The following is an 18,850-nucleotide window of genomic DNA, read 5'->3' on the forward strand; positions in this document are numbered from 1 at the left end:
CCGGCGGGCGCGGAATCCGCGCCCGCCGGGGTGCAAAGATGGTCAAGTGACCCAACTTCAACCCGACGTTCAGATGCTTCTCGATCAGGTGGCGGCCCTCGACGCGCCGCCGCTGGAATCGCTTCCGGTGGAGGAGGCTCGTGCAGCCTTCCTGGCCGCGGGCACCGGGCGGCCTCGGGGACCTGAGGTCGGCGAGGTCGTCGACGGAACATTCGCCGGCCCGGCCGGTGAACTGGACTATCGGCTGTACCGCCCGGCGACGCCCGGTCCGCATGCGGTGATCGTCTACTACCACGCCGGTGGCTGGGTGCTGGGCGAGACCCGTTCGGATGATCCGCTGTGCCGAGACCTGTGTGACCGCACCGGCGCCATCGTCGTGTCGCTGGGTTACCGACATGCTCCCGAACATCGCTTTCCAGCAGTGGTCGATGACGCGTTCGCCGGACTGCAGTGGGTCGCGGAGAACGCCGCCGGCCTCGGTGGCCGTGCCGATCAGCTGATCGTGGCCGGCTGGAGCGCCGGTGGCGGCACCGCCGCGGTGGTGGCCCAGTTGGCCCGCGACGCCGGTGGTCCGCAGTTGGCCGGCCAGGCCCTGCTGACTCCGGTGACCGACAGCGACACCACGCGGCCCTCCTACGTCGAGAACGGCAAGGGCTATGGCCTCGACACCACGCTGATGCAGTGGTGCTTCGAGCAGTACGCAGACCCGGCCGACCACACCGATCCGCGCATCGCGCCGCTGCGCGCCAAGGACTTTCGCGGACTGGCCCCGGCCGTCGTCGTCACGGCCGAGTTCGACGTTGTGCGCGACGAGGGCACGGCCTACGCCGAGGCGCTGTCGGCGGCTGGCGTGCCCACCACGCACATCCGCGCCGAGGGGCACAACCACCTCTCGCTGAGCATGGTCGACATCATCGCCTCGGGTGCGCCCGTGCGCGAGCAGTTCGCGGCGGCCATCCGCGGCTTTCTGGCCTGAACGCGGGTCTGATCTCGGCATTCCCCTGACCCCGGCCCCCGGAGCGGGTCGATACTGAACCCGTATCCGGGGTTGGGTTCTGGGGGGAAGCCGATGACTGTTCCAACCACCGCCGACGTCATCGTGGTCGGCGCCGGGGCCGCCGGTCTGTATGCGGTCCACCGGTTGCGGCGCGACGGCTTCTCGGTGCGGGTTCTCGAGTCCGCCGACGACCTGGGCGGCACCTGGTTCTGGAACCGCTATCCGGGCGCGCGCGTCGACATCCCGAGTGTCGACTACATGTACAGCTTCGACCCGGACTGGCGCAACGACTGGCAGTGGTCGGAGAAGTACGCAACCCAACCGGAGATCCTGCGCTACCTGAACCACATCGCCGACAAGTTCGACCTGCGGCGCGACATCGCGTTCGACACCAGGGTGCGGCGCGCCGTCTGGGACGATCAGGGCGCGTCGTGGCACATCGACACCGATCGCGGCGCCTGCGCGTGCAGGCACCTGGTGATGGCGACGGGATGCCTGTCCACACCGAAAGACCCCGACATCGCCGGGGTCGACCGCTTCCGCGGCGAAACCCTGTTCACCAGTCGCTGGCCGCACCACCCGGTCGACTTCTCGGGCCGGCGGGTCGCCGTCGTCGGCACCGGTTCGTCGGGCATTCAATCCATCCCCCTGATCGCCGAACAGGCCCGGGAGCTGGTGGTGTTCCAGCGCACGCCGAGCTTCTCACTGCCCGCGCACAACGGTCCACTGGCACCCGAGCGCGTGGCCCAACTCGACGATGAGGCCGAATACCGCGAAGCCGCACGGTATTCGCGCGGCGGTGTGCCGCAGGAGCGCAGCATCACCCCGACCATGAGCGTGTCCGCCGAGGAACGTACGCTGCGCTACGAGCGGGCCTGGCAGATCGGCGAACTGCTCGAAACGATGAACGTCTACGCCGACGTGTTGAGCAACCCGGAAGCCAATCATCAACTGGCCGAATTCTTTCGGGGAAAGATCCGCGCGACGGTCACCGACCCGGAGACCGCCGAACTGCTCTGCCCCACGCGGTACCCGATCGGCGCCAAACGGATCTGCCTCGACACCGACTATCACGCGACCTTCAACCGACCGAACGTGCGCCTGGTGGATCTGCGCCGAGACCCGCTGGAGACCGTCACCGAGACGGGAATCGACACGCGCGACGAGAGTTTCGAGTTCGACACCATCGTGTTCGCCACCGGGTTCGACGCGCTGACGGGCGCACTCGCGGCGATCGACATCAGGGGCCGCGACGGTCAGAGCCTCAAGGACAAGTGGGCCGCGGGACCGTCGACGTACCTCGGCCTGACGTCGGCGGGCTTCCCCAACCTGTTCCTGGTGACAGGTCCGGGCAGTCCGTCGGTGCTGTCGAACATGATGGTGTCCATCGAGCAGCACGTGGACCTGGTCGCCGATCTCATCGGCGGGCTTCGCTCCGACGGTCTGGACACCATCGAACCCACAGCGCGCGCCGAGGCCGGGTGGATGCAGCACGTGCAGGACTGCGCCGACATCTCCCTGTTCCCGCAGGCGGATTCCTGGTACATGGGCGCCAACGTCCCCGGCAAACCCCGCGTCTTCCTGCCGTACGCCGCGGGCGTCGACTCCTACCGGAACGCCTGCGACGACATGATCCAGCGAGATTTCCTCGGATTCAAGAGATCTGGGCCAGCGGGGACCGTATGCAAGGATGGCGTGGTGCGACGACTTCAGCCTGACGTGCAGGCGGTTCTCGAAGAAGTGGCCGCCCTGAACCTTCCGCCTCTGGAATCGCTGTCCCCCGCGGGGGCGCGCGCCGGATTCGCCGAGGCCAACACGCAGCGCCCACCGGGTCCGGAGGTCGGCGAGATCGTCGACGCATCGTTCCCCGGGCCCGCAGGTGATCTGGACTACCGGTTGTACCGGCCCGCCAGCGCGGGACCACACCCCGTGCTGGTCTATTTCCACGGCGGCGGCTGGGTGCTCGGTGACGCCCGCTCCGACGACCCCCTGTGCCGGGATCTGTGCGTGCGCACCGACGCCGTCGTGGTCTCGGTCGACTACCGGCACGGCCCCGAACACCGCTTCCCCGCAGCCATCGAGGACAGCTTCGCCGCGGTGCGCTGGGCCGCCGAGAACGCCGCGGAACTCGGCGGCACCCCCGGACCCATCGCTGTGGCGGGCTGGAGTGCCGGCGCCGGGAACGCGGCCGTGGTGTGCCAACTCGCGCGCGACGCAGGTGGTCCGGAGATCGCCGTGCAGGTGCTGGTGGCGCCGGTCGCCGACGCCGACACCGACCGCCCGTCGTATGCCGAGAACGGCACGGGCTACGACCTGGACGCCACACTGATGCAGTGGTTCTTCGACCATTACTCGGACCCAGCGGTCCGCACCGATCCGCGGATCGCACCGCTGCGGGCGGCCGATCTGACCGGTCTGCCCCCGGCGGTGGTCGTCACGTGTGAGTTCGACGTCCTGCGCGACGGTGGCACGGCCTACGCCGAGGCGCTGGCCGCCGCGGGTGTGCGGACTGAGCACATCCGGGCCCGCGGCCACACGCACTGCTCACTGACCATGGTCGACGTCGTGCTCAGCGGCGTCCCCGTCCGCGAGGAGTTGGCGACGGCGTTCCGCCAGCTTGCGAAGGACTAGACCCGGACCAGTTCGAACAGCGGGATGACGCGCGTGGTGGCCGCCTGGTAGGCCGCGAACGTCGGCACCATCTCGGCCAGCGCGGCGTAGACGACGTCGCGCTCGTCGTGGGGCAGTTCACGGGCCTGCACGTCGTATTCGTCGGTTCCGATCTCGATGCGCGCGCGTGGGTTGGCCCGCAGGTTGTGCACCCAGGCGGGATCCTTCGGGGCGCCCGCGAACGAGCCCACGATGTAGTTGCGGCCGTCGATGGTCACGTAGGCAAGCGGGCTCATGCGCTGCTTGCCCGTCTTGGCCCCGGTGGTGTGCAGCAGCACCAGGGTGCTGCCCTCGAACGGGCCGCCGACCTTGCCGCCGTTGCTGCGGAACTCCTCGACGATGGCGGCGTTGAGGTTGTTCAACGCCGCCGCGTCGTCGGCGTACCTGCGCGAGTCGTAGTCGCTCAAGACTTTTCGGCCTCTTTGGGTTTGGCGTCTATTCCCGACTCCTTGCGCTGCGCCGCGGTGATGGGCGCGGGCGCATCGGTCAGTGGATCGACGCCGCCGCCGGTCTTCGGGAACGCGATGACCTCGCGAATCGAATCCTCGCCGGCCAGCAGCGCGGTGATGCGGTCCCACCCGAACGCGATGCCGCCGTGCGGGGGTGCGCCGAAGGTGAAGGCGTCCAACAGGAATCCGAACTTGTCCCGGGCCTCGTCGTGCTCGATGCCCATCATCGCGAACACCCGTTCCTGGAGGTCGCTGCGATGGATACGGATCGAACCGCCGCCGATCTCGTTGCCGTTGCAGACGATGTCGTAGGCATCGGACAGCGCGGTGCCCGGGTTGGAGTCGAAGGTGTCCTCCGACTCCGCCTTGGGCGCGGTGAACGCGTGGTGCATCGCCGTCCAGGCGCCGGCTCCGACGGCGACGTCACCGGAGGCCGTCGCCTCCTCGGCGGATTCGAACATGGGCCAGTCGACCACCCACGTGAACGCCCACTGGTTGGGGTCGATCATGTCCAGGCGCTTGGCGATCTCGATGCGCGTCGCGCCGAGCAGCGCCCGTGCGGCCTTGGCCGTGCCGGCCGAGAAGAACACACAGTCACCGGGCTTGGCGCCGACGTGGGCCGCGAGGCCTTCGCGTTCGTCATCGGTCAGGTTCTTGGCGACGGGTCCACCCAGCGTGCCGTCCTCGGCGACCAGCACGTACGCGAGCCCCTTGTGACCGCGCTGCTTGGCGAACTCCTGCCATCCGTCGAGCGTTCGCCGCGGCTGTGAGGCGCCGCCGGGCATGACGACCGCACCCACATACGGCGACTGGAACACCCGGAACGGCGTGTCCTTGAAGTACTCGGTGCACTCGACGAGCTCGAGACCGAACCGCAGGTCGGGCTTGTCCGAGCCGAACCGGCGCATCGCGTCGGCGTAGCTGATCCGCGGCAGCGGAGTGGGGAGGTCGTAGCCGATGGTCGCCCACACGGCCTTCAGAACCTGCTCGGAGATCGCGATGACGTCGTCGGCCTCGACGAAGCTCATCTCCATGTCCAGCTGGGTGAACTCGGGCTGGCGGTCGGCGCGGAAGTCCTCGTCGCGGTAGCACCGCGCGATCTGGTAGTAGCGCTCCATGCCTGCGACCATCAGAAGCTGCTTGAACAGCTGCGGGCTCTGCGGCAGCGCATAGAACGAACCGGGCTGCAGGCGGGCCGGGACCAGGAAGTCGCGGGCACCCTCGGGCGTCGAGCGGGTCAGCGTCGGCGTCTCGATCTCGATGAAGTCGTTCTCGGCCAGCACCGCGCGGGCGGCCGCGTTCACCTTGGAGCGCAGCCGAATTGCGTTGCCGGGGCCTTCGCGGCGCAGATCCAGGTAGCGGTACTTGAGCCGGGCCTCTTCGCCCGCGGTCTCGTCGAGTTGGAACGGCAGCGGCGCGCTCTCGCCCAGCACCGTCAGCGAGGTCGCATTGACCTCGATCTCACCCGTGGGGATCTCGGTGTTGGCATTGCCCTCGGGCCGAACCTCAACCACGCCCTCGACGGCCACGCAGAACTCCGCGCGCAGACGGTGGGCTTGGGCGAGCACGTCAGCCTCACGGAACACCACCTGCGAGACGCCGCTGGCGTCGCGGAGGTCGATGAAGATGACGCCGCCGTGGTCCCGACGACGCGCCACCCAGCCAGCCAGGGTCACGGTCTGTCCGGCGTCGGTGGCGCGCAACGATCCGGCGGTGCGGGTGCGCAGCACGAAGTACTCCTCGATTCGGGGTGTGGAACGACTGACCAGTCTAAACGGAGGCGCATATACGACTGCCCGCGCGTGCGAGCTGCACCCAGTAGACAGCTATCGTGATGTGTCAACTGTGCATCCCCACCCGAGGAGCGATCGACCATGGCCAAGCGCCACCCCTGCGAGCGCGTCGAGCTGGACTTCATCGAATCCGCCCCGTACCGGTTCGTGAGCACGGTCGATCTGCCCATCACCCCGCAGCAGTTGTTCGAGGTGCTCGAAGACGCCGAATCGTGGCCGCACTGGGCGACCGTCATCACCAGGGTCACCTGGACCAGCGAACCCCCGCGCGGGGTGGGCACCACCCGGACGGTGAACATGCGCGGCGGCATCACCGGGGACGAGGAGTTCCTGGCCTGGGCGCCGTACACACATATGGCGTTCCGGTTCAACAACTCGACCACTGATGCCATCGCGGCGTTCGCCGAGGACTATCGCGTGGTCGAGACACCGGAGGGCTGCCATCTCACCTGGGTCATGGCCCTGAAGCCGAACGGACTCGCGGGCCGGTTCGGCCTGTTCACCGGCCAGCCCGTGATGGCCTGGCTGTTCCAGCGGTTCCTGCACAACCTGCGGCGCTACAGCATCGAACGGTTCTCGGTGGAGGGCGCCCGAGAGGGCTGACCCGGCGACATCCCTCGTCGAGGGCCGCATTGTGTACGCACCCGACCAGGTCGGGGTGTCAACAAACCGGCCCTCGGCGTCAGGACAGCCCCAGCGCCGCTGCCCAGCGCGGCCTGCTGCTGCATCGACAGTCGGCTCACGAGCGCGACGCTACCTGTGCGTCAGTACAGTCCGGCCCAGGCCGCGCGCCGCGTCGCATCGGGATCGTCGACGACCACGTCACGCGTGGTGCGGATGACGCGAGTGCGACGACGGTCGGTGTCGTAGCGGGGCCATGGCTCGGGCTGATCGGCTGTGGCGAAGTGCAGCCAGGCCTTCTGCATGCGCCGCCCGACGGCGGGCGGCAGCCTCCGGCCCAGCGGGTGCAGTCTGCGCCCGAGGTGGGACCCGTAGCTGTGCTGGATGTGCACGATCTCGCTGCCGTGGGTGGCGCCGAGGCGCAGGGCCCGCAGCGTCGTGGGCATGTGGTCGAACCGGTAGGCGAACGTCGGGGCCTGCGCACCGTAGGCGTCGGCGAATGCCCATGTCGGGGCGCCGAACATGGCGTCGGCGCCCACCGCGACGAGCGCGCTGCGCCGCGGGTAGCCCGGATACGCCGCGAGCACGCGGTCTTTGGCTCCCGCGTCTCGCCGGGCGAAGTAGTGCTCGACGTTGGCCTTCGTGGTGGGCAGCATGGGCGGCCGCGACCACGCGAACATCGACGCCTCGTCGCTGTTGGTCCCGACGATCAGCGGAATGTCGGCGACCGCCCCGCGTCGGGCCGCGTCAATGGGGTCGAACGGGAGCAGATCGACCCCGTGGGTCAGCCCGTGGGCGAGCGTCGGGGTGCTGGACACGCTGCGCAACTGCACCATCCCGGCGGCATGCCGCAGCTGTCGCTGCGGCAGGCCCTTGAGTTCGTCGGGGCGGGCCCCGACCTCACGCAGGAAACGCTGCGCCTGCTCGGCCCGGGTCTCGTAGTCGGCGATCAGCGGCAACGCGGGACTCTGCGCGACGGCACGGTGAAACAGCCCGGAGGCGGCCGGGCTCGCCAGCAGCGCCAGCACCGACGTGGCTCCAGCGGATTCGCCGAACACCGTCACCCGGCCGGGATCGCCGCCGAACGCGGCGATGTTCTCCCGCACCCACTGCAGTGCCGCGAGCTGGTCGCGCAGGCACAGGTTGTCGTCGAACCCCTCACCGAGAGAGCCGAGTTCGAAGCCACCGAACACGCCGATGCGATACGTCACGTTCACCACCACGACCCGGCCGTTGGCCGCGAGCCGGGAACCGTTGTACAGCTGAAACTGCCCGGCCCCGTAAAGGAACGCCCCGCCCGGGATCCAGACCATCACCGGCAGGCTCGCGCTCGGATCCGGCGACCAGACCGTCAGGGTCAGACACGCCTCGTCACGCACCTTGGGGTCGTCGCGCCCGCCACCGACGAACGTCTTGCCCTGCGGCGGCAAAGGTCCGTGCTCGAGCGCATCGCGGACACCAGTCCACGGCTTCGGCGGGATCGGGGCCATGAATCGGCGTGGTCCGACCGGCTGCTCGGCGTACGGAACGCCACGCCAGACTGCGACATCGCCCTCGACGCCGCCGCGCAGCACACCTGCCGACGTCTGCGCCAGACGCGCGGTGTCGCCGGTGCCGGTGCGAATGGCAGCCACGCTCCGAATCGTATGTGCAAAGCTGTAACCCCGACGACCGGCCACGGCGGCCGGCACGGTGAGCTCGGATGGAGAGTGCCCATGACCTTCAGCGAAGGGATGCGGATCGACACCAGCACCACCTCCACGAGCGGCGGTGGCCGCGGTGGACGCGGAATGGCCATCGGTGGCGGTGTCGGCGGCCTGATCGTGCTGTTGATCGCGCTCTTCCTCGGCGTGGACCCGGGTGGTGTCGTCTCCCAGCAACCCATGGACACCGAGGGCGTGGAGGCCGCGGGCTTCGACGTCAGCCAGTGCCGCACCGGTGCCGACGCCAACAACATCGTCGAATGCCGGGTGATCGCCACGGGCAACTCCGTCGACGCGATCTTCGGTCAGTTGGTGCAGGGCTACACGCGGCCCAACCTGCGTCTGTTCACCGGCGAGGTGCAGACCGCCTGTGGTCCGGCCACCTCCGATGTGGGCCCGTTCTACTGCCCGGGCGATCAGACCGCCTACTTCGACACCGGCTTCTTCGACGTGCTCAAGACCCAGTTCGGCTCCAGCGGCGGACCGCTCGCGCAGGAGTATGTGGTGGCCCATGAGTACGGCCATCACCTGCAGAACCTGCTGGGCAACCTCGCCAAGGCACAACGCGGTCCGCAGGGCGCCGAGGGCAACAGCGTCCGCACCGAACTGCAGGCCGACTGCTACGCCGGTGTGTGGGCGCACTACGCCGCGATCGCCAAGCAGCCCGGCACCGATGTGACGTTCCTGGAACCGTTGAGCGACAAGGACATCGCGGACGCACTGTCGGCCGCGCAGTCCGTCGGCGACGACCGGATCCAGAAGGCCGCGACCGGACGGGTCAACCCGGAGTCCTGGACGCACGGATCCTCGGCACAGCGCCAGCACTGGTTCACCGTCGGCTACCAGAACGGTGACCTGAAGAAGTGCGACACCTACCGCGCTGCAAGCCTGGACGGCTAGGTTCTCACCGCGGGGTGACTAGAGGCGGGACTTCTCCTCGATCGCGGTGTCGTTGGTGCGCAAGGGGCGGATCAGCGCGTCCTGCGTGAACGACGCCAGCAGCGCCCCGTCCTCGGTGTGCACCGTGCCGCGCACATAGGACATGCCGGAACCGACCTGCGTGCTCTCGTGCGAGTAGAGCAGCCACCCATCCCACGTGACGGGCTCGTGGAAGCTGACGCTGATGGTCATCGGTGCGGTCGACACCGTGAGGTGCGCCTGCGCGGTGCCAATGCCCTCATGCGCGCGCATGGTCGTCGAAATACCAAGGTGGCCAGTGAAATACGCGATCAGCGCCTTGGCCAGGTCGTCGCGCTGCGGGATCGGGTCGTAATGCAGCCAGGCGTACAGTTCCGGCGGGCCGACCTCGTCGGGGCTGTTGACATCGACGACGTCGACGAGGCGCAGGTCGCGACCCGCCATCGGCATCTGTGAGACGTGGGACTCAGCGGGCGACTTGACGTCGGGACGCGGCAGATGGTGGGTGATGACGTCTGCGGTGGGCACGTCGCACAGCACCGTGACCGTGATGCAGCGCTTGCCGTTCTGCAGCGCGGTCACCACCGCGGTCGCGGCCGACCGGCCCTCCTGAACCACGTCGACGTTCAGTTCGACGGGCGCGCCGACGAGCACGACGCGACTGAAGACCGCGTACACCGAGCGCACCGACTTCTCCGGAAAACGCTTGGCGACAGCGACGATCGCCTGCGACAGCACCTGGGAGCCCTCGACGACCTGACGCTCGTCCTCACCCGTCGGCCCCGTCGGGGCGTCGAACGCACCGGCGTCGTTGGCCTCGACGTCGAACAGGTCGAGCAGGGTCTGCACCGTCCAGACCACCTGGCTGGATTCCGTTGTCACGTTGTCGTCCCTTCTGATTGCGCGATGACTTTCATCACCGTGTCGGAGAATTCGGCCAGGGTGGCCGGAGCCGCGAAGTCCGCGAACCACACGTAGAAACGCTCGACGCCCTTGTCGACGAGCGCGGTGAAATGCTCGACGAGTCCGTCGGCGTCGCCGCACACCAGACCCGAACCGAGGTGTCCGAACCGCCTGGTGCTCACCGCGGCGACCTCGGCCAGGTCGGCGCCACGTCCGGCGAACCCGACCATCTGCTGCATGGACACCCGGGCGTCGCCCACGGTCGGCAGCAGTGCGTCGAGGCGCGCCAGTTGGTGCGACGGGATGTTCCACCACTGCGCGTATCGGCGCACCAGATCCATCGTGGTCTTGCCGGTTCCGCCGAGCACCAGTGGAATCTGTTGCGAAGGAACGGGTTCCTGCCTCAATGGGGAATCGCCGTCGAGGCCCCAGCAGTGTCGGATCACCTCGACGTCATGGGCGAACCGGCGCGCCCTGCCCTTGGCGTCGTCACCGCCCTCGATGCCGAACCGGTCGAACTCGGCCGGCCAGGACCCCGACCCGAGACCGAGTTCGAATCGACCGCCGGACGCCTCGGCCAGCGTCACGGCCTGCTTGGCCAGGACCGCGGGATGTCTGAAACCGTCACACAGCACCAGGTGCCCGATCGTGAGCCGCTCAGTGCGGGCCGCCGCCCAGGTCGCCAGTGTCATTGCCTCCCAGATGCTTTGACCGGTGGCACCGGGAGGCTCGAGGTGGTCGATGAACGCGATGCCGTCAAATCCGTTGCTCTCGGCGGCTTGTGCACGCACCACCACATCGTCGATGCCCATCCGCACCTGAGGGAGGAAGAGAAACCACTGGGCCATGGGTCCAAGACAGTAACGGTCGATTGCCGATGTGCGCTAGACACTCGCACGCCAGGGTGTAAAGCCGGTACCCTCGTCCACCACAGTGCGGGGCACATCCCACACGGTCACACCCGATGAGTTCAGGACCCCATGATGGCGAAGCCGAACGGAGCCGCTGCCTCCCAGCCCGCGGCCGAGTCGCGCGCCCAGAGTTTCATGCGGTCGGCCCTGGCGATTCTCGGCGAGACGGGCCGCACCGACTTCACGGTCCTCGAGGTCGTCGAACGGTCCAAGACGTCGCTGCGGGCCTTCTACCAGCACTTCGCCACCAAGGATGAGCTGCTGTTGGCCCTGGTCGAGAAGATCATGGCCGACGCCACCGAGCGTTGGCGCGCCGACACCGAGGGCGTTCCCAGCGACGAGGCCCTGCGCCGCCTGATCGAGCGCATCAGCGCACCCGCGGAGTCCAGCACGCAGGACAGCATCAACCGCGGCCTGACCTACTACAACGACCATCTCTTCGAGGCCAGGCCCATGGAGTTCGCCAAGGTGCTGACCCCGTTGCACACGCTGGTGGTCGACATCCTCAACCGCGGAATCGCCGAGGGCACCTTCCGCGCCGACCTCGATGTCGAGACCGACGCCGCGATCCTGATGCAGACCGTGTTGGGCGCACTGCGCCTGCGCGACCTCGGGACGGGCTTGAACGGCATCCCGATCGAAGGCTCAAACCTGTTCACCTTCTTCCTGCGCGGCCTGACCAGCTGAAGCTCCTGACCTGCTGAAACAGCCGGTGGATCGACCCTGGTCCCGTTACACTTCTGCGTGGTAATGTCGTTACCACGAACGGTAATGTCATTACCGTTCTCCGCAGAAACGTCATGCCAGGGAGCCCACAACCATGCCGTCACGCATCCTCGACTATCCGGTGTTCGACGCCGACAACCACTTCTATGAGCCCAAGGAAGCGCTGACCAAGTTCCTGCCGGACAAGCGCAAGGGCGTCATCGACTACATCGACGTGCACGGTCGCACCAAGATCATGGTGCGCAACCACATCAGCGACTACATCCCCAACCCGACCTTCGAGGTCGTCGCACGCCCGGGCGCGCAGGAGGACTACTTCCGGCACGGAAGCGGCGGCAAGAGCTACCGCGAGGTCATGGGCAAGCCCATGAAGGCCATCCCGGCCTTTCGCAATCCCGAGGCACGCCTTGAGGTCATGGACAGCCTCGGCCTGGACTACACGCTGATGTTCCCGACGCTGGCCTCGCTGGTCGAGGAGCGCCTCAAGGACGACCCGGAACTCATCCACGACATCATCCACGCGCTCAACGAATGGATGTATGAGACTTGGCAGTTCGACTACGAGGGCCGGATCTTCTCCACCCCCGTGATCACACTGCCGATCGTCGACCGCGCGCTTGAGGAACTGGAATGGTGCCTCGAGCGCGGCGCCAAGACCGTGCTCGTGCGTCCGGCCCCGGTGCCCGGCTACCGCGGAACCCGTTCGTTCGGCACCGAGGAGTTCGACCCGTTCTGGCAGGCGTGCGTCAAGGCCGGCATCCCCGTGGCGATGCATGCGTCAGACAGTGGGTACGCCCAGTACCTCAACGACTGGGAACCCGCCGACGAGTTCCTGCCGTTCAAGCCGACATCCTTCCGGATGGTCGCGATGGGCAAGCGGCCCATCGAGGACACGATGGCCGCACTGGTGTGCCACGGCGCGTTCACCCGCAACCCGGACCTGCGCATCCTGTCCGTCGAGAACGGCGCCTCCTGGGTGCCCTACCTCTTCTACCAGTTCAAGGACGTCTTCGCGAAGATGCCGAACGAGTTCCCCGAGGACCCGATCGAGGCTTTCAAGCGATGCGTGTACGTCGCGCCGTTCTGGGAGGACGACTTCAAGAAGATGGCCGAGTTGTGCGGCATCGACCGGGTGATCTTCGGTTCGGACTGGCCGCACCCCGAGGGCCTGGCCGACCCGATCAACCTGGTCTCCGATCTGCAGGCGCACGGCCTCGATGAGGAGGGTGTGCGAAAGGTCATGGGCAAGAACCTGATCGACCTGTTCAAGGTCGAGAACAAGGTGGTGTACAAGCCCGACGTCCCCGCCCTCGTCCTCACGTAAGAACCATCGATCATCGACTGCGAGCGTGCTGGAGTTCTCCGGCACGCTCGCGGCACGCTCACCCCGAACCCGGAGAGGGGCAACCGCCTCATGACAGACGTGGCAAACCCGGAGCAGATGCTCTTCGCCTCCACGGCCCAGGCGTTCCTGGAACGGGAGGCGTCCCTGCCGAAGGTGCGCGAACTGCACGACCGCGACGAATCCTTTGACGCGAAGTGGTGGCAGCAGGCCGCCGAACTCGGGTGGGCCAGCCTGCTGGTGCCCGAGGAACTCGGCGGCGGAAGTGTCTCCGGTGACGGCGTCGCCGACCTCGCCCTGGTGGCCGAACAGGTCGGCCGCACCGTCGCCCCCGGCCCATTGCACCCGGTCAGCGTGGTGCTCGCCGGTCTGGTGGAGGCTCCGGAGGGCCACGAGGACACCATCGAGGCCCTGGTCTCCGGTGAGGCGATCGCGTCATGGGCGACCTATGAACCCAAGCGCCCGTTCGACCCCACACACCCGACGACCACGGCCACCCGCACCGACTCCGGGTACCGCATCGACGGCGTGAAGGACCGCGTCGAGGCGGGTGCCGAGGCCGGTCTGCTGCTGGTCGTCGCACTGCTCGACGGGCAGCCACGCCAGTTCGTCGTCCCGGCCGACGCGGCCGGGGTGAGCGTGACCGTGCAGAAATCGGTCGACCTCGTGAAGCGTTATGCGCGTGTGGAGTTCGACGGCGTCACGGTCGACGAATCGGCGGTCGTCGGCTCCGCGGAACAGACCGCGGCCGTCATCGAACGTCAGCGCCAGGTGGCATTGGTGCTGCAGTGCGCCGAGATCGTCGGCATCCTCGACGCGGTGCTCGCCATGACCAATCAGTGGCTGCTGGACCGGCACAGCTTCGGCCGTCCGCTGGCGTCCTATCAGGCCCTCAAGCACCGCTTCGCGGACATGAAGATGTGGTTCGAGGCCGCGCGGGGCACCACCGCCGGTGCAGCCGCGGCCGTGGGCGCACGTTCGGCCGACGCCGCCAAGCTCGTCAGCGTCGCGAAAGCCTATGTCGCAGAACGCGCCCCGGTGATGCTGCAGGACTGCGTGCAGTTGCACGGCGGTATCGGCGTCACCTGGGAACACGACCTGCACCTGTACCTGCGACGCGTCTCGCTGAACCGAGCCATGTTCGGCTCACCCGAGGACCACCACCGCGCAGTGTACGAACTGAGCCGTAAGACACAGGAGGCATGAGCATGACGGACACCGCGGTCTCCACGGGCACCCAGGAGTCGGTGGCCGAGTTCGTCGCGCGCGCCAAGGTCTGGCTCGCCGACAACATGCCACGCATCGACCCCGACAACCCCCCGTTCTCGGTGCGCGCCCACCAGGAGTCCTGGGACCGCGCCAAGGAACTGCAGAAGCGCCTGTACGAAGGCGGCTTCGCTGGAATCTGCTTCCCACGCGAATACGGCGGCCTCGGACTCGATTACGCCTACCAGAAGGCGTTCAACGACGAGTGCCGCAACTATGAGATGCCGCTGATCCTCAACACACCGTCGTTCACCATCTGCGCCGCGACCATCCTCGACGTGGGCAGCGAAGACCAGAAACGGGAACGCATCTCGGCCGCGATCCGCGGTGAGGAGATCCTGGTCCAGCTGTTGAGTGAGCCCAGTGGCGGCTCCGACCTGGCCGGTGTCATCACGCGCGCCGACCGCCGCGACGGCAAGTGGATCATCAACGGCGCCAAGACCTGGAGCACAAGCGCCTTTGCGGGCGACTACGGGCTCATGCTGGCCCGCACCGACTGGACCGTGCCCAAGCACGAGGGCCTGACGATGTTCCTGGTGCCGCTCAACGCGCCCGGCATCACGATGCGCCGCATCAAGGAGGTCAACGGCAACGAAGAGTTCTGCGAGGAGTTCTTCGACGGCCTCGAACTCGGCGACGACGCCGTCGTCGGTGCGGTCAACGACGGTTGGACCGTGGCCTCGCGCCAGCTGTTCCACGAGCGCCGCGCGGTCGGCGGCGGATCGGAGTTCGCCAGCGGCACCGGCGCCGAGAACGCCAACGAGATGCCGCCGGATCACGTCGGCCTCGCGGAGGCCACGGGTCAGGGCGACGATCCGGTGATCCAGAATCTCGCGGGCCGGGCGCTGGCCCGCCGCATCGTCAAGGCCCAGTTGATCGAGCACGTTTCGCAGGCGATCGCGGCCGGCGCTCTGCCCCCGACCTCGGGCACCCTGATCCGGCTGTTCCACGCGGAGACCACCGAACTCGAGGTGGACACCGCGCTGACCATCGCCGGCACCGCGGGCGTCGTCGACGAGGGCGGTGACCTCGACGGGCTGATCGACATCGGCGTGCGCTACCTGTCCCGGCAGACGGGGTCGCTGGGCGGCGGCAGTTCCGAGATGGCCCGCAATGTCATCGGTGAACGCATCCTGGGCTTCCCCCGCGAGTTGGCCGCCGACCGCGGCGTGCCGTTCAACGAGGTGAAGCGGGGCCGCCAGTGACATGGCTAGGGTGCAACTGTGACTGAATCCACTACCGACATCTCCCCTGCCCTGGCCGCATCGCGGGCGTCGTGGGCCGCCGTCCACGCCAACGACCGCGAGGCATGGCTCGCCCTGATGGCCGACGACGTCGTCATCGAGGATCCCATCGGGCCCGCCCCGACCAACAGCGACGGCAACGGGGTGCGCGGCAAGGAGAGCGTCTACGCGTTCTACGACAGCACCATCGCCAAGACCACGGCGCGGCGCATCACGTGCGAGGAGACCTTCCCGTCGAGTTCGCCGCAGGAGATCGCGCACATCCTGAACCTGCACTTCGAGTTCGAGGGCGGCTTCACCAGCGATGTCCGCGGCATCTTCACCTACAAGGTGAACGACGCCGGCCTGCTGACCAACCTGCGCGGCTACTGGAACATGGACGCGATGACGTTCGGCCAGGTCGAGGGCAAGGCCGAAGACAACTAAGCCCGCGCCTCGAACACCAGGTTGAACGGGGTCTCGGCGACCCGGCGAAACAGGCTGAAGCCGCCGCCGTCGACCATGACCTCGGCCAGGCGCCGCTCACCGGCCTGCGCCCCCAACGCCGGTCCGTGCCGGGCCAGCGACACCGGGACGCACACCATCGAGGACGCCCCGTAGAACACCCGGCCCACCGGATTCAGGTTCTCCGAAAGGCTGTCCCCCGCAGCGGGTTCCACCAGCATGCAGCGCCCCTCGGGGGCGAGCGACTCGCGGGCGTGCCGGGCCGCGCCCGCCGGGTCGGCCATGTCGTGCAGGCAGTCGAAGAACGCGATCAGGTTGTAGTCCCCACCCGGATACGAGGTCGCGTCGCCCACCTCGAAGCGGGCGTTGGCGGCACCGGCCTCGGCGGCATGGGTGCGCGCGGTCTCGATCGACTGGTCGTGGTAGTCGATACCGACGAACTGCGATTTCGGAAAGGCCTGCGCCATCAGGATTGTCGTCACTCCGTGGCCGCAGCCCACATCGGCCACCAGCGCTCCGGCCTCGAGTTCGTCGACCATGCCGTCCAGTGCCGGCAGCCACGACGACAGCAGGTTGGCGTGATAGCCGGCCCGGAAGAACCGCTCGGTGCCGCAGAACAGCGACGGGTGGTGCTCGCCCCACTCCATGCCCGCACCGCTGCGGAAGTTCTCGGCCACCCGCGACTTGATGTGGAAGAAGTCCTCGACCACCGAGTAGCCGCCGGGCAGGTCCATCGGACCGTTCGGGTCGGTCAGGCACAGCGCCTGCTCCTCGCTCAGGTGGTACCGGTCGCCGTCGGCGTCGTACTCGACGTATCCGCCCGCGGCCTGATTGGCCAGCCACTCACGGATGTAGCGCTCACTGGTCCCGGTGCGCTCGGCCAGTTCGCCCGCGGTCAGCGGTTCGCCACCCAGCGCTGAGTAGAGCCCCAACTCGTCGCCGATCAGGATGAGCACCGCGCTGAAGGCGGCCCCGAGATCGTCTATCGCTCGCCCCAGAAAGGCATTGAGTTTGTCTTCGTTGACAGTCATGACACGCCCCCGATTGCGTCGCTGATGCCGAACGTACGCCGATCGAGACGGTCAGAACAGAGTCGGTTGCAGCACCTCAGCGACGCGTTGCACGGGTCGTGGCGGGGGTGTCGCCCGCGGGCCGCCGAGGCCGTGTCTGGCCACCAACGGCCCCACGCGGCGGCGCAGGTCCTCGCGGTACTCCGACGGCAGGTAAGCCCCGCGCCGATACAGCGTGCGGTACGGCCCGACCAGGGCCGGATGCGAGCGCTCCAGCCAGCCCATGAACCACCCGCGCGTGGCGCCTCGCAGGTGCAGGCCGAACACCGTGACGCTCGTGGCGCCCGCGACCGCGAGGCGGCCCAGCAGGTCGTCGAGGTGCTCGGTGGAGTCGGTCAGGTACGGCAGCACGGGGGCGACCATCACGTGGCAGTCCAGGCCGGCCTCGCGGATGGCGCTGATCAACTCCAACCGTGCCGCCGGGGACGGGGTGCCCGGTTCGACGTCGCGCTGCAGTTCCGCGTCGCCGATGGCCAGCGACACCGCCAGCGACACCGGCACCTCCGTGGACGCCTCGACCAGCTGAGGCAGGTCCCGCCGCAGCAGGGTGCCCTTGGTGAGGATCGACATGCCGGTGCCCGAGTCCGCCAGCGCGGCAATGATCCCCGGCATCAGCGCATAGCGGCCCTCGGCACGCTGGTACGGATCGGTGTTGGTGCCCAGTGCCACGGTCTCGCGCTGCCAGGAGGGCCGACGCAGTTCCCGGCGCAGCACGTCGACAACATTGGTCTTGACCACGATCTGGGCATCGAAGTCGTTGCCCGAGTCCAGATCCAGGTACTCATGCGTGGGCCGGGCGAAGCAGTACCGGCATGCGTGCGAGCACCCGCGGTAGCCGTTGACGGTGAACCGGAACGGCAGCATCGCGGCCTCGGGGATCTTGTTCAGCGCTGACTTGCACAGCACCTCATGGAACGTGACGCCCTCGAACTGCGGGGTCTTCACAGTGCGGACGAAGCCGATGCGCGCCAACCCCGGCAACGCACCGTCGTCGACCCTGACCGCCTGCGCCTGCCACCGCATGACACCATGCGAACATACGTTCGATGGTGCTGTCAATCACCGGTCAGCGAGTCACCACTGCGAAAGCATGCAGATCGGGCTGTAGGGATTGTCGCCCGTCACCGCGACGGCACCGTCCACAAGCACCTCGCAGTGGGCGTTCGGAGCGCCCACTCCGCCGCGCGTGGTACTGCTGACCTGCAGGAAGGCCCACTGAGGATCGGCAAGCGTGGTGTCGAAGACCCAGGGCGCCTCCGGCGTCACCATGATGGTCTCGCGCTTGAGGTACGCGTCGGCGTTGGCGTTGTACTCGGCCTTGCTGGCGGGCTGATTGACCAGGTAGGTGATCTGGAACTGATACGGGGCGCCCGTGGCGAGGACGTACCGGACGTTGCCGGCCCCAGCGTTCTCAGTGCCCTCAGGCTCGGCCGCTGACGTGCCATGCGTGACCGCTGTTGCGGCGGCGGCCAGAGCGAAGGCGGCCGCGATCCGACGTGTAGCTGTTCCCATGTTCGTCATATCTTCCGACGCTACCGGATCGTTACACGGTCCTCACGGGCTGCCCGCGCGACCGCTCGACGCCGCAGACCAACCGCTGAACACGGGTGGAACAAGTCGTTAACTTGTTCGTGACACACAGATATTTCACAGAAACACCGGCCCCATAACGTCCGGATCTGGCACCCGATGTGGGTGCCGTTCGGCCCGGTTGGGGAACGCGTCTTGAGCCGACTCACCAAGGGCCGCACTGTCCGTGACGAAAGGCTCTCGATGGTCAGCTCCAACCGTCC

Annotated in this window: 17 protein-coding genes; 9 read left to right on the forward strand and 8 right to left on the reverse strand. The window is 67.9% G+C overall.

Translation table 11 applies throughout. The features are described from left to right. Positions 1 to 46: 46 nt before the first annotated feature. Positions 47 to 976 carry an alpha/beta hydrolase gene (locus G6N34_RS13045; RefSeq protein WP_234813127.1) on the forward strand — a complete coding sequence of 310 codons (930 nt, stop codon included), beginning with the start codon at positions 47 to 49 and terminating at the stop codon, positions 974 to 976. A gap of 93 nt (positions 977 to 1,069) precedes the next feature. Next, positions 1,070 to 3,628, forward strand: a complete 2,559-nt coding sequence (locus G6N34_RS13050; RefSeq protein WP_085157461.1) for a flavin-containing monooxygenase — start codon at positions 1,070 to 1,072, stop codon at positions 3,626 to 3,628. On the opposite strand, the gene G6N34_RS13055 is transcribed toward G6N34_RS13050, so the two are convergent. Together G6N34_RS13055 and aspS are read right to left on the reverse strand one after the other, a co-directional pair. Next, the gene (locus tag G6N34_RS13055; RefSeq protein ID WP_085157458.1) at positions 3,625 to 4,074 is read right to left on the reverse strand and encodes a nitroreductase family deazaflavin-dependent oxidoreductase; all 450 of its coding nucleotides are present in this window, start codon (positions 4,072 to 4,074) and stop codon (positions 3,625 to 3,627) included. The genes G6N34_RS13050 and G6N34_RS13055 overlap by 4 nt on opposite strands. Next, the gene (gene aspS / locus G6N34_RS13060; protein WP_085157455.1) at positions 4,071 to 5,846 is read right to left on the reverse strand and encodes an aspartate--tRNA ligase; all 1,776 of its coding nucleotides are present in this window, start codon (positions 5,844 to 5,846) and stop codon (positions 4,071 to 4,073) included. Before aspS ends, G6N34_RS13055 begins: the two co-directional genes overlap by 4 nt. A 144-nt stretch (positions 5,847 to 5,990) precedes the next feature. Here aspS and G6N34_RS13065 point away from each other — a divergent pair, with 144 nt between their 5' ends. Next, positions 5,991 to 6,512 (forward strand): SRPBCC family protein, encoded by a 522-nt coding sequence (locus G6N34_RS13065; RefSeq protein WP_085157451.1) that lies wholly within the window; start codon positions 5,991 to 5,993, stop codon positions 6,510 to 6,512. A 161-nt stretch (positions 6,513 to 6,673) separates the two neighbouring features. Here G6N34_RS13065 and G6N34_RS13070 read toward each other — a convergent pair whose 3' ends face one another. Then, positions 6,674 to 8,164: a carboxylesterase/lipase family protein gene (locus G6N34_RS13070; protein WP_234813126.1), complete on the reverse strand. Its 1,491-nt coding sequence runs from the start codon at positions 8,162 to 8,164 to the stop codon at positions 6,674 to 6,676. Between the two features lie 81 nt (positions 8,165 to 8,245). Between G6N34_RS13070 and ypfJ the strand changes: the two genes are divergently transcribed. Next, positions 8,246 to 9,133: a KPN_02809 family neutral zinc metallopeptidase gene (gene ypfJ, locus G6N34_RS27995; RefSeq protein WP_234813125.1), complete on the forward strand. Its 888-nt coding sequence runs from the start codon at positions 8,246 to 8,248 to the stop codon at positions 9,131 to 9,133. Between the two features lie 18 nt (positions 9,134 to 9,151). Here ypfJ and G6N34_RS13080 read toward each other — a convergent pair whose 3' ends face one another. Together G6N34_RS13080 and G6N34_RS13085 are read right to left on the reverse strand one after the other, a co-directional pair. Then, on the reverse strand, positions 9,152 to 10,033 hold the full coding sequence (locus G6N34_RS13080) for an acyl-CoA thioesterase (protein WP_085157433.1): 882 nt from the start codon (positions 10,031 to 10,033) through the stop codon (positions 9,152 to 9,154). Further along, positions 10,030 to 10,902, reverse strand: coding sequence for an LLM class flavin-dependent oxidoreductase (locus G6N34_RS13085; RefSeq protein ID WP_085157431.1), 873 nt, complete (start codon positions 10,900 to 10,902; stop codon positions 10,030 to 10,032). The genes G6N34_RS13080 and G6N34_RS13085 overlap by 4 nt, the downstream gene beginning before the upstream one ends. A 135-nt stretch (positions 10,903 to 11,037) precedes the next feature. Here G6N34_RS13085 and G6N34_RS13090 point away from each other — a divergent pair, with 135 nt between their 5' ends. The 5 genes from G6N34_RS13090 to G6N34_RS13110 all read left to right on the forward strand — a co-directional run bounded on the left by G6N34_RS13090 (position 11,038) and on the right by G6N34_RS13110 (position 15,969). After that, positions 11,038 to 11,652, forward strand: coding sequence for a TetR/AcrR family transcriptional regulator (locus G6N34_RS13090; protein WP_085157626.1), 615 nt, complete (start codon positions 11,038 to 11,040; stop codon positions 11,650 to 11,652). Between the two features lie 133 nt (positions 11,653 to 11,785). After that, on the forward strand, positions 11,786 to 13,015 hold the full coding sequence (locus G6N34_RS13095; protein ID WP_085157429.1) for an amidohydrolase family protein: 1,230 nt from the start codon (positions 11,786 to 11,788) through the stop codon (positions 13,013 to 13,015). A gap of 90 nt (positions 13,016 to 13,105) precedes the next feature. Then, positions 13,106 to 14,239, forward strand: a complete 1,134-nt coding sequence (locus G6N34_RS13100) for an acyl-CoA dehydrogenase family protein (RefSeq protein ID WP_085157426.1) — start codon at positions 13,106 to 13,108, stop codon at positions 14,237 to 14,239. A 2-nt stretch (positions 14,240 to 14,241) separates the two neighbouring features. Beyond that, positions 14,242 to 15,504 carry an acyl-CoA dehydrogenase family protein gene (locus tag G6N34_RS13105; RefSeq protein WP_085157423.1) on the forward strand — a complete coding sequence of 421 codons (1,263 nt, stop codon included), beginning with the start codon at positions 14,242 to 14,244 and terminating at the stop codon, positions 15,502 to 15,504. A gap of 18 nt (positions 15,505 to 15,522) precedes the next feature. Then, positions 15,523 to 15,969, forward strand: coding sequence for a nuclear transport factor 2 family protein (locus G6N34_RS13110; RefSeq protein WP_085157421.1), 447 nt, complete (start codon positions 15,523 to 15,525; stop codon positions 15,967 to 15,969). On the opposite strand, the gene G6N34_RS13115 is transcribed toward G6N34_RS13110, so the two are convergent. Genes G6N34_RS13115 through G6N34_RS13125 form a run of 3 tightly spaced genes read right to left on the reverse strand, consistent with a single transcriptional unit; the run spans position 15,966 to position 18,578 of the window. Then, a complete protein-coding gene (locus tag G6N34_RS13115; RefSeq protein WP_085157419.1) occupies positions 15,966 to 17,018 on the reverse strand; it encodes a class I SAM-dependent methyltransferase in 1,053 nt (350 codons plus the stop codon). The genes G6N34_RS13110 and G6N34_RS13115 overlap by 4 nt on opposite strands. Positions 17,019 to 17,069: 51 nt before the next feature. Next, on the reverse strand, positions 17,070 to 18,080 hold the full coding sequence (locus G6N34_RS13120; RefSeq protein ID WP_085157417.1) for an Rv2578c family radical SAM protein: 1,011 nt from the start codon (positions 18,078 to 18,080) through the stop codon (positions 17,070 to 17,072). Positions 18,081 to 18,131: 51 nt separating this feature from the next. Then, the gene (locus G6N34_RS13125) at positions 18,132 to 18,578 is read right to left on the reverse strand and encodes an Rv2576c family protein (protein WP_085157415.1); all 447 of its coding nucleotides are present in this window, start codon (positions 18,576 to 18,578) and stop codon (positions 18,132 to 18,134) included. Positions 18,579 to 18,850 lie beyond the last annotated feature (272 nt).

The organism is Mycolicibacterium confluentis, assembly GCF_010729895.1.
Taxonomy (GTDB): domain Bacteria; phylum Actinomycetota; class Actinomycetes; order Mycobacteriales; family Mycobacteriaceae; genus Mycobacterium; species Mycobacterium confluentis.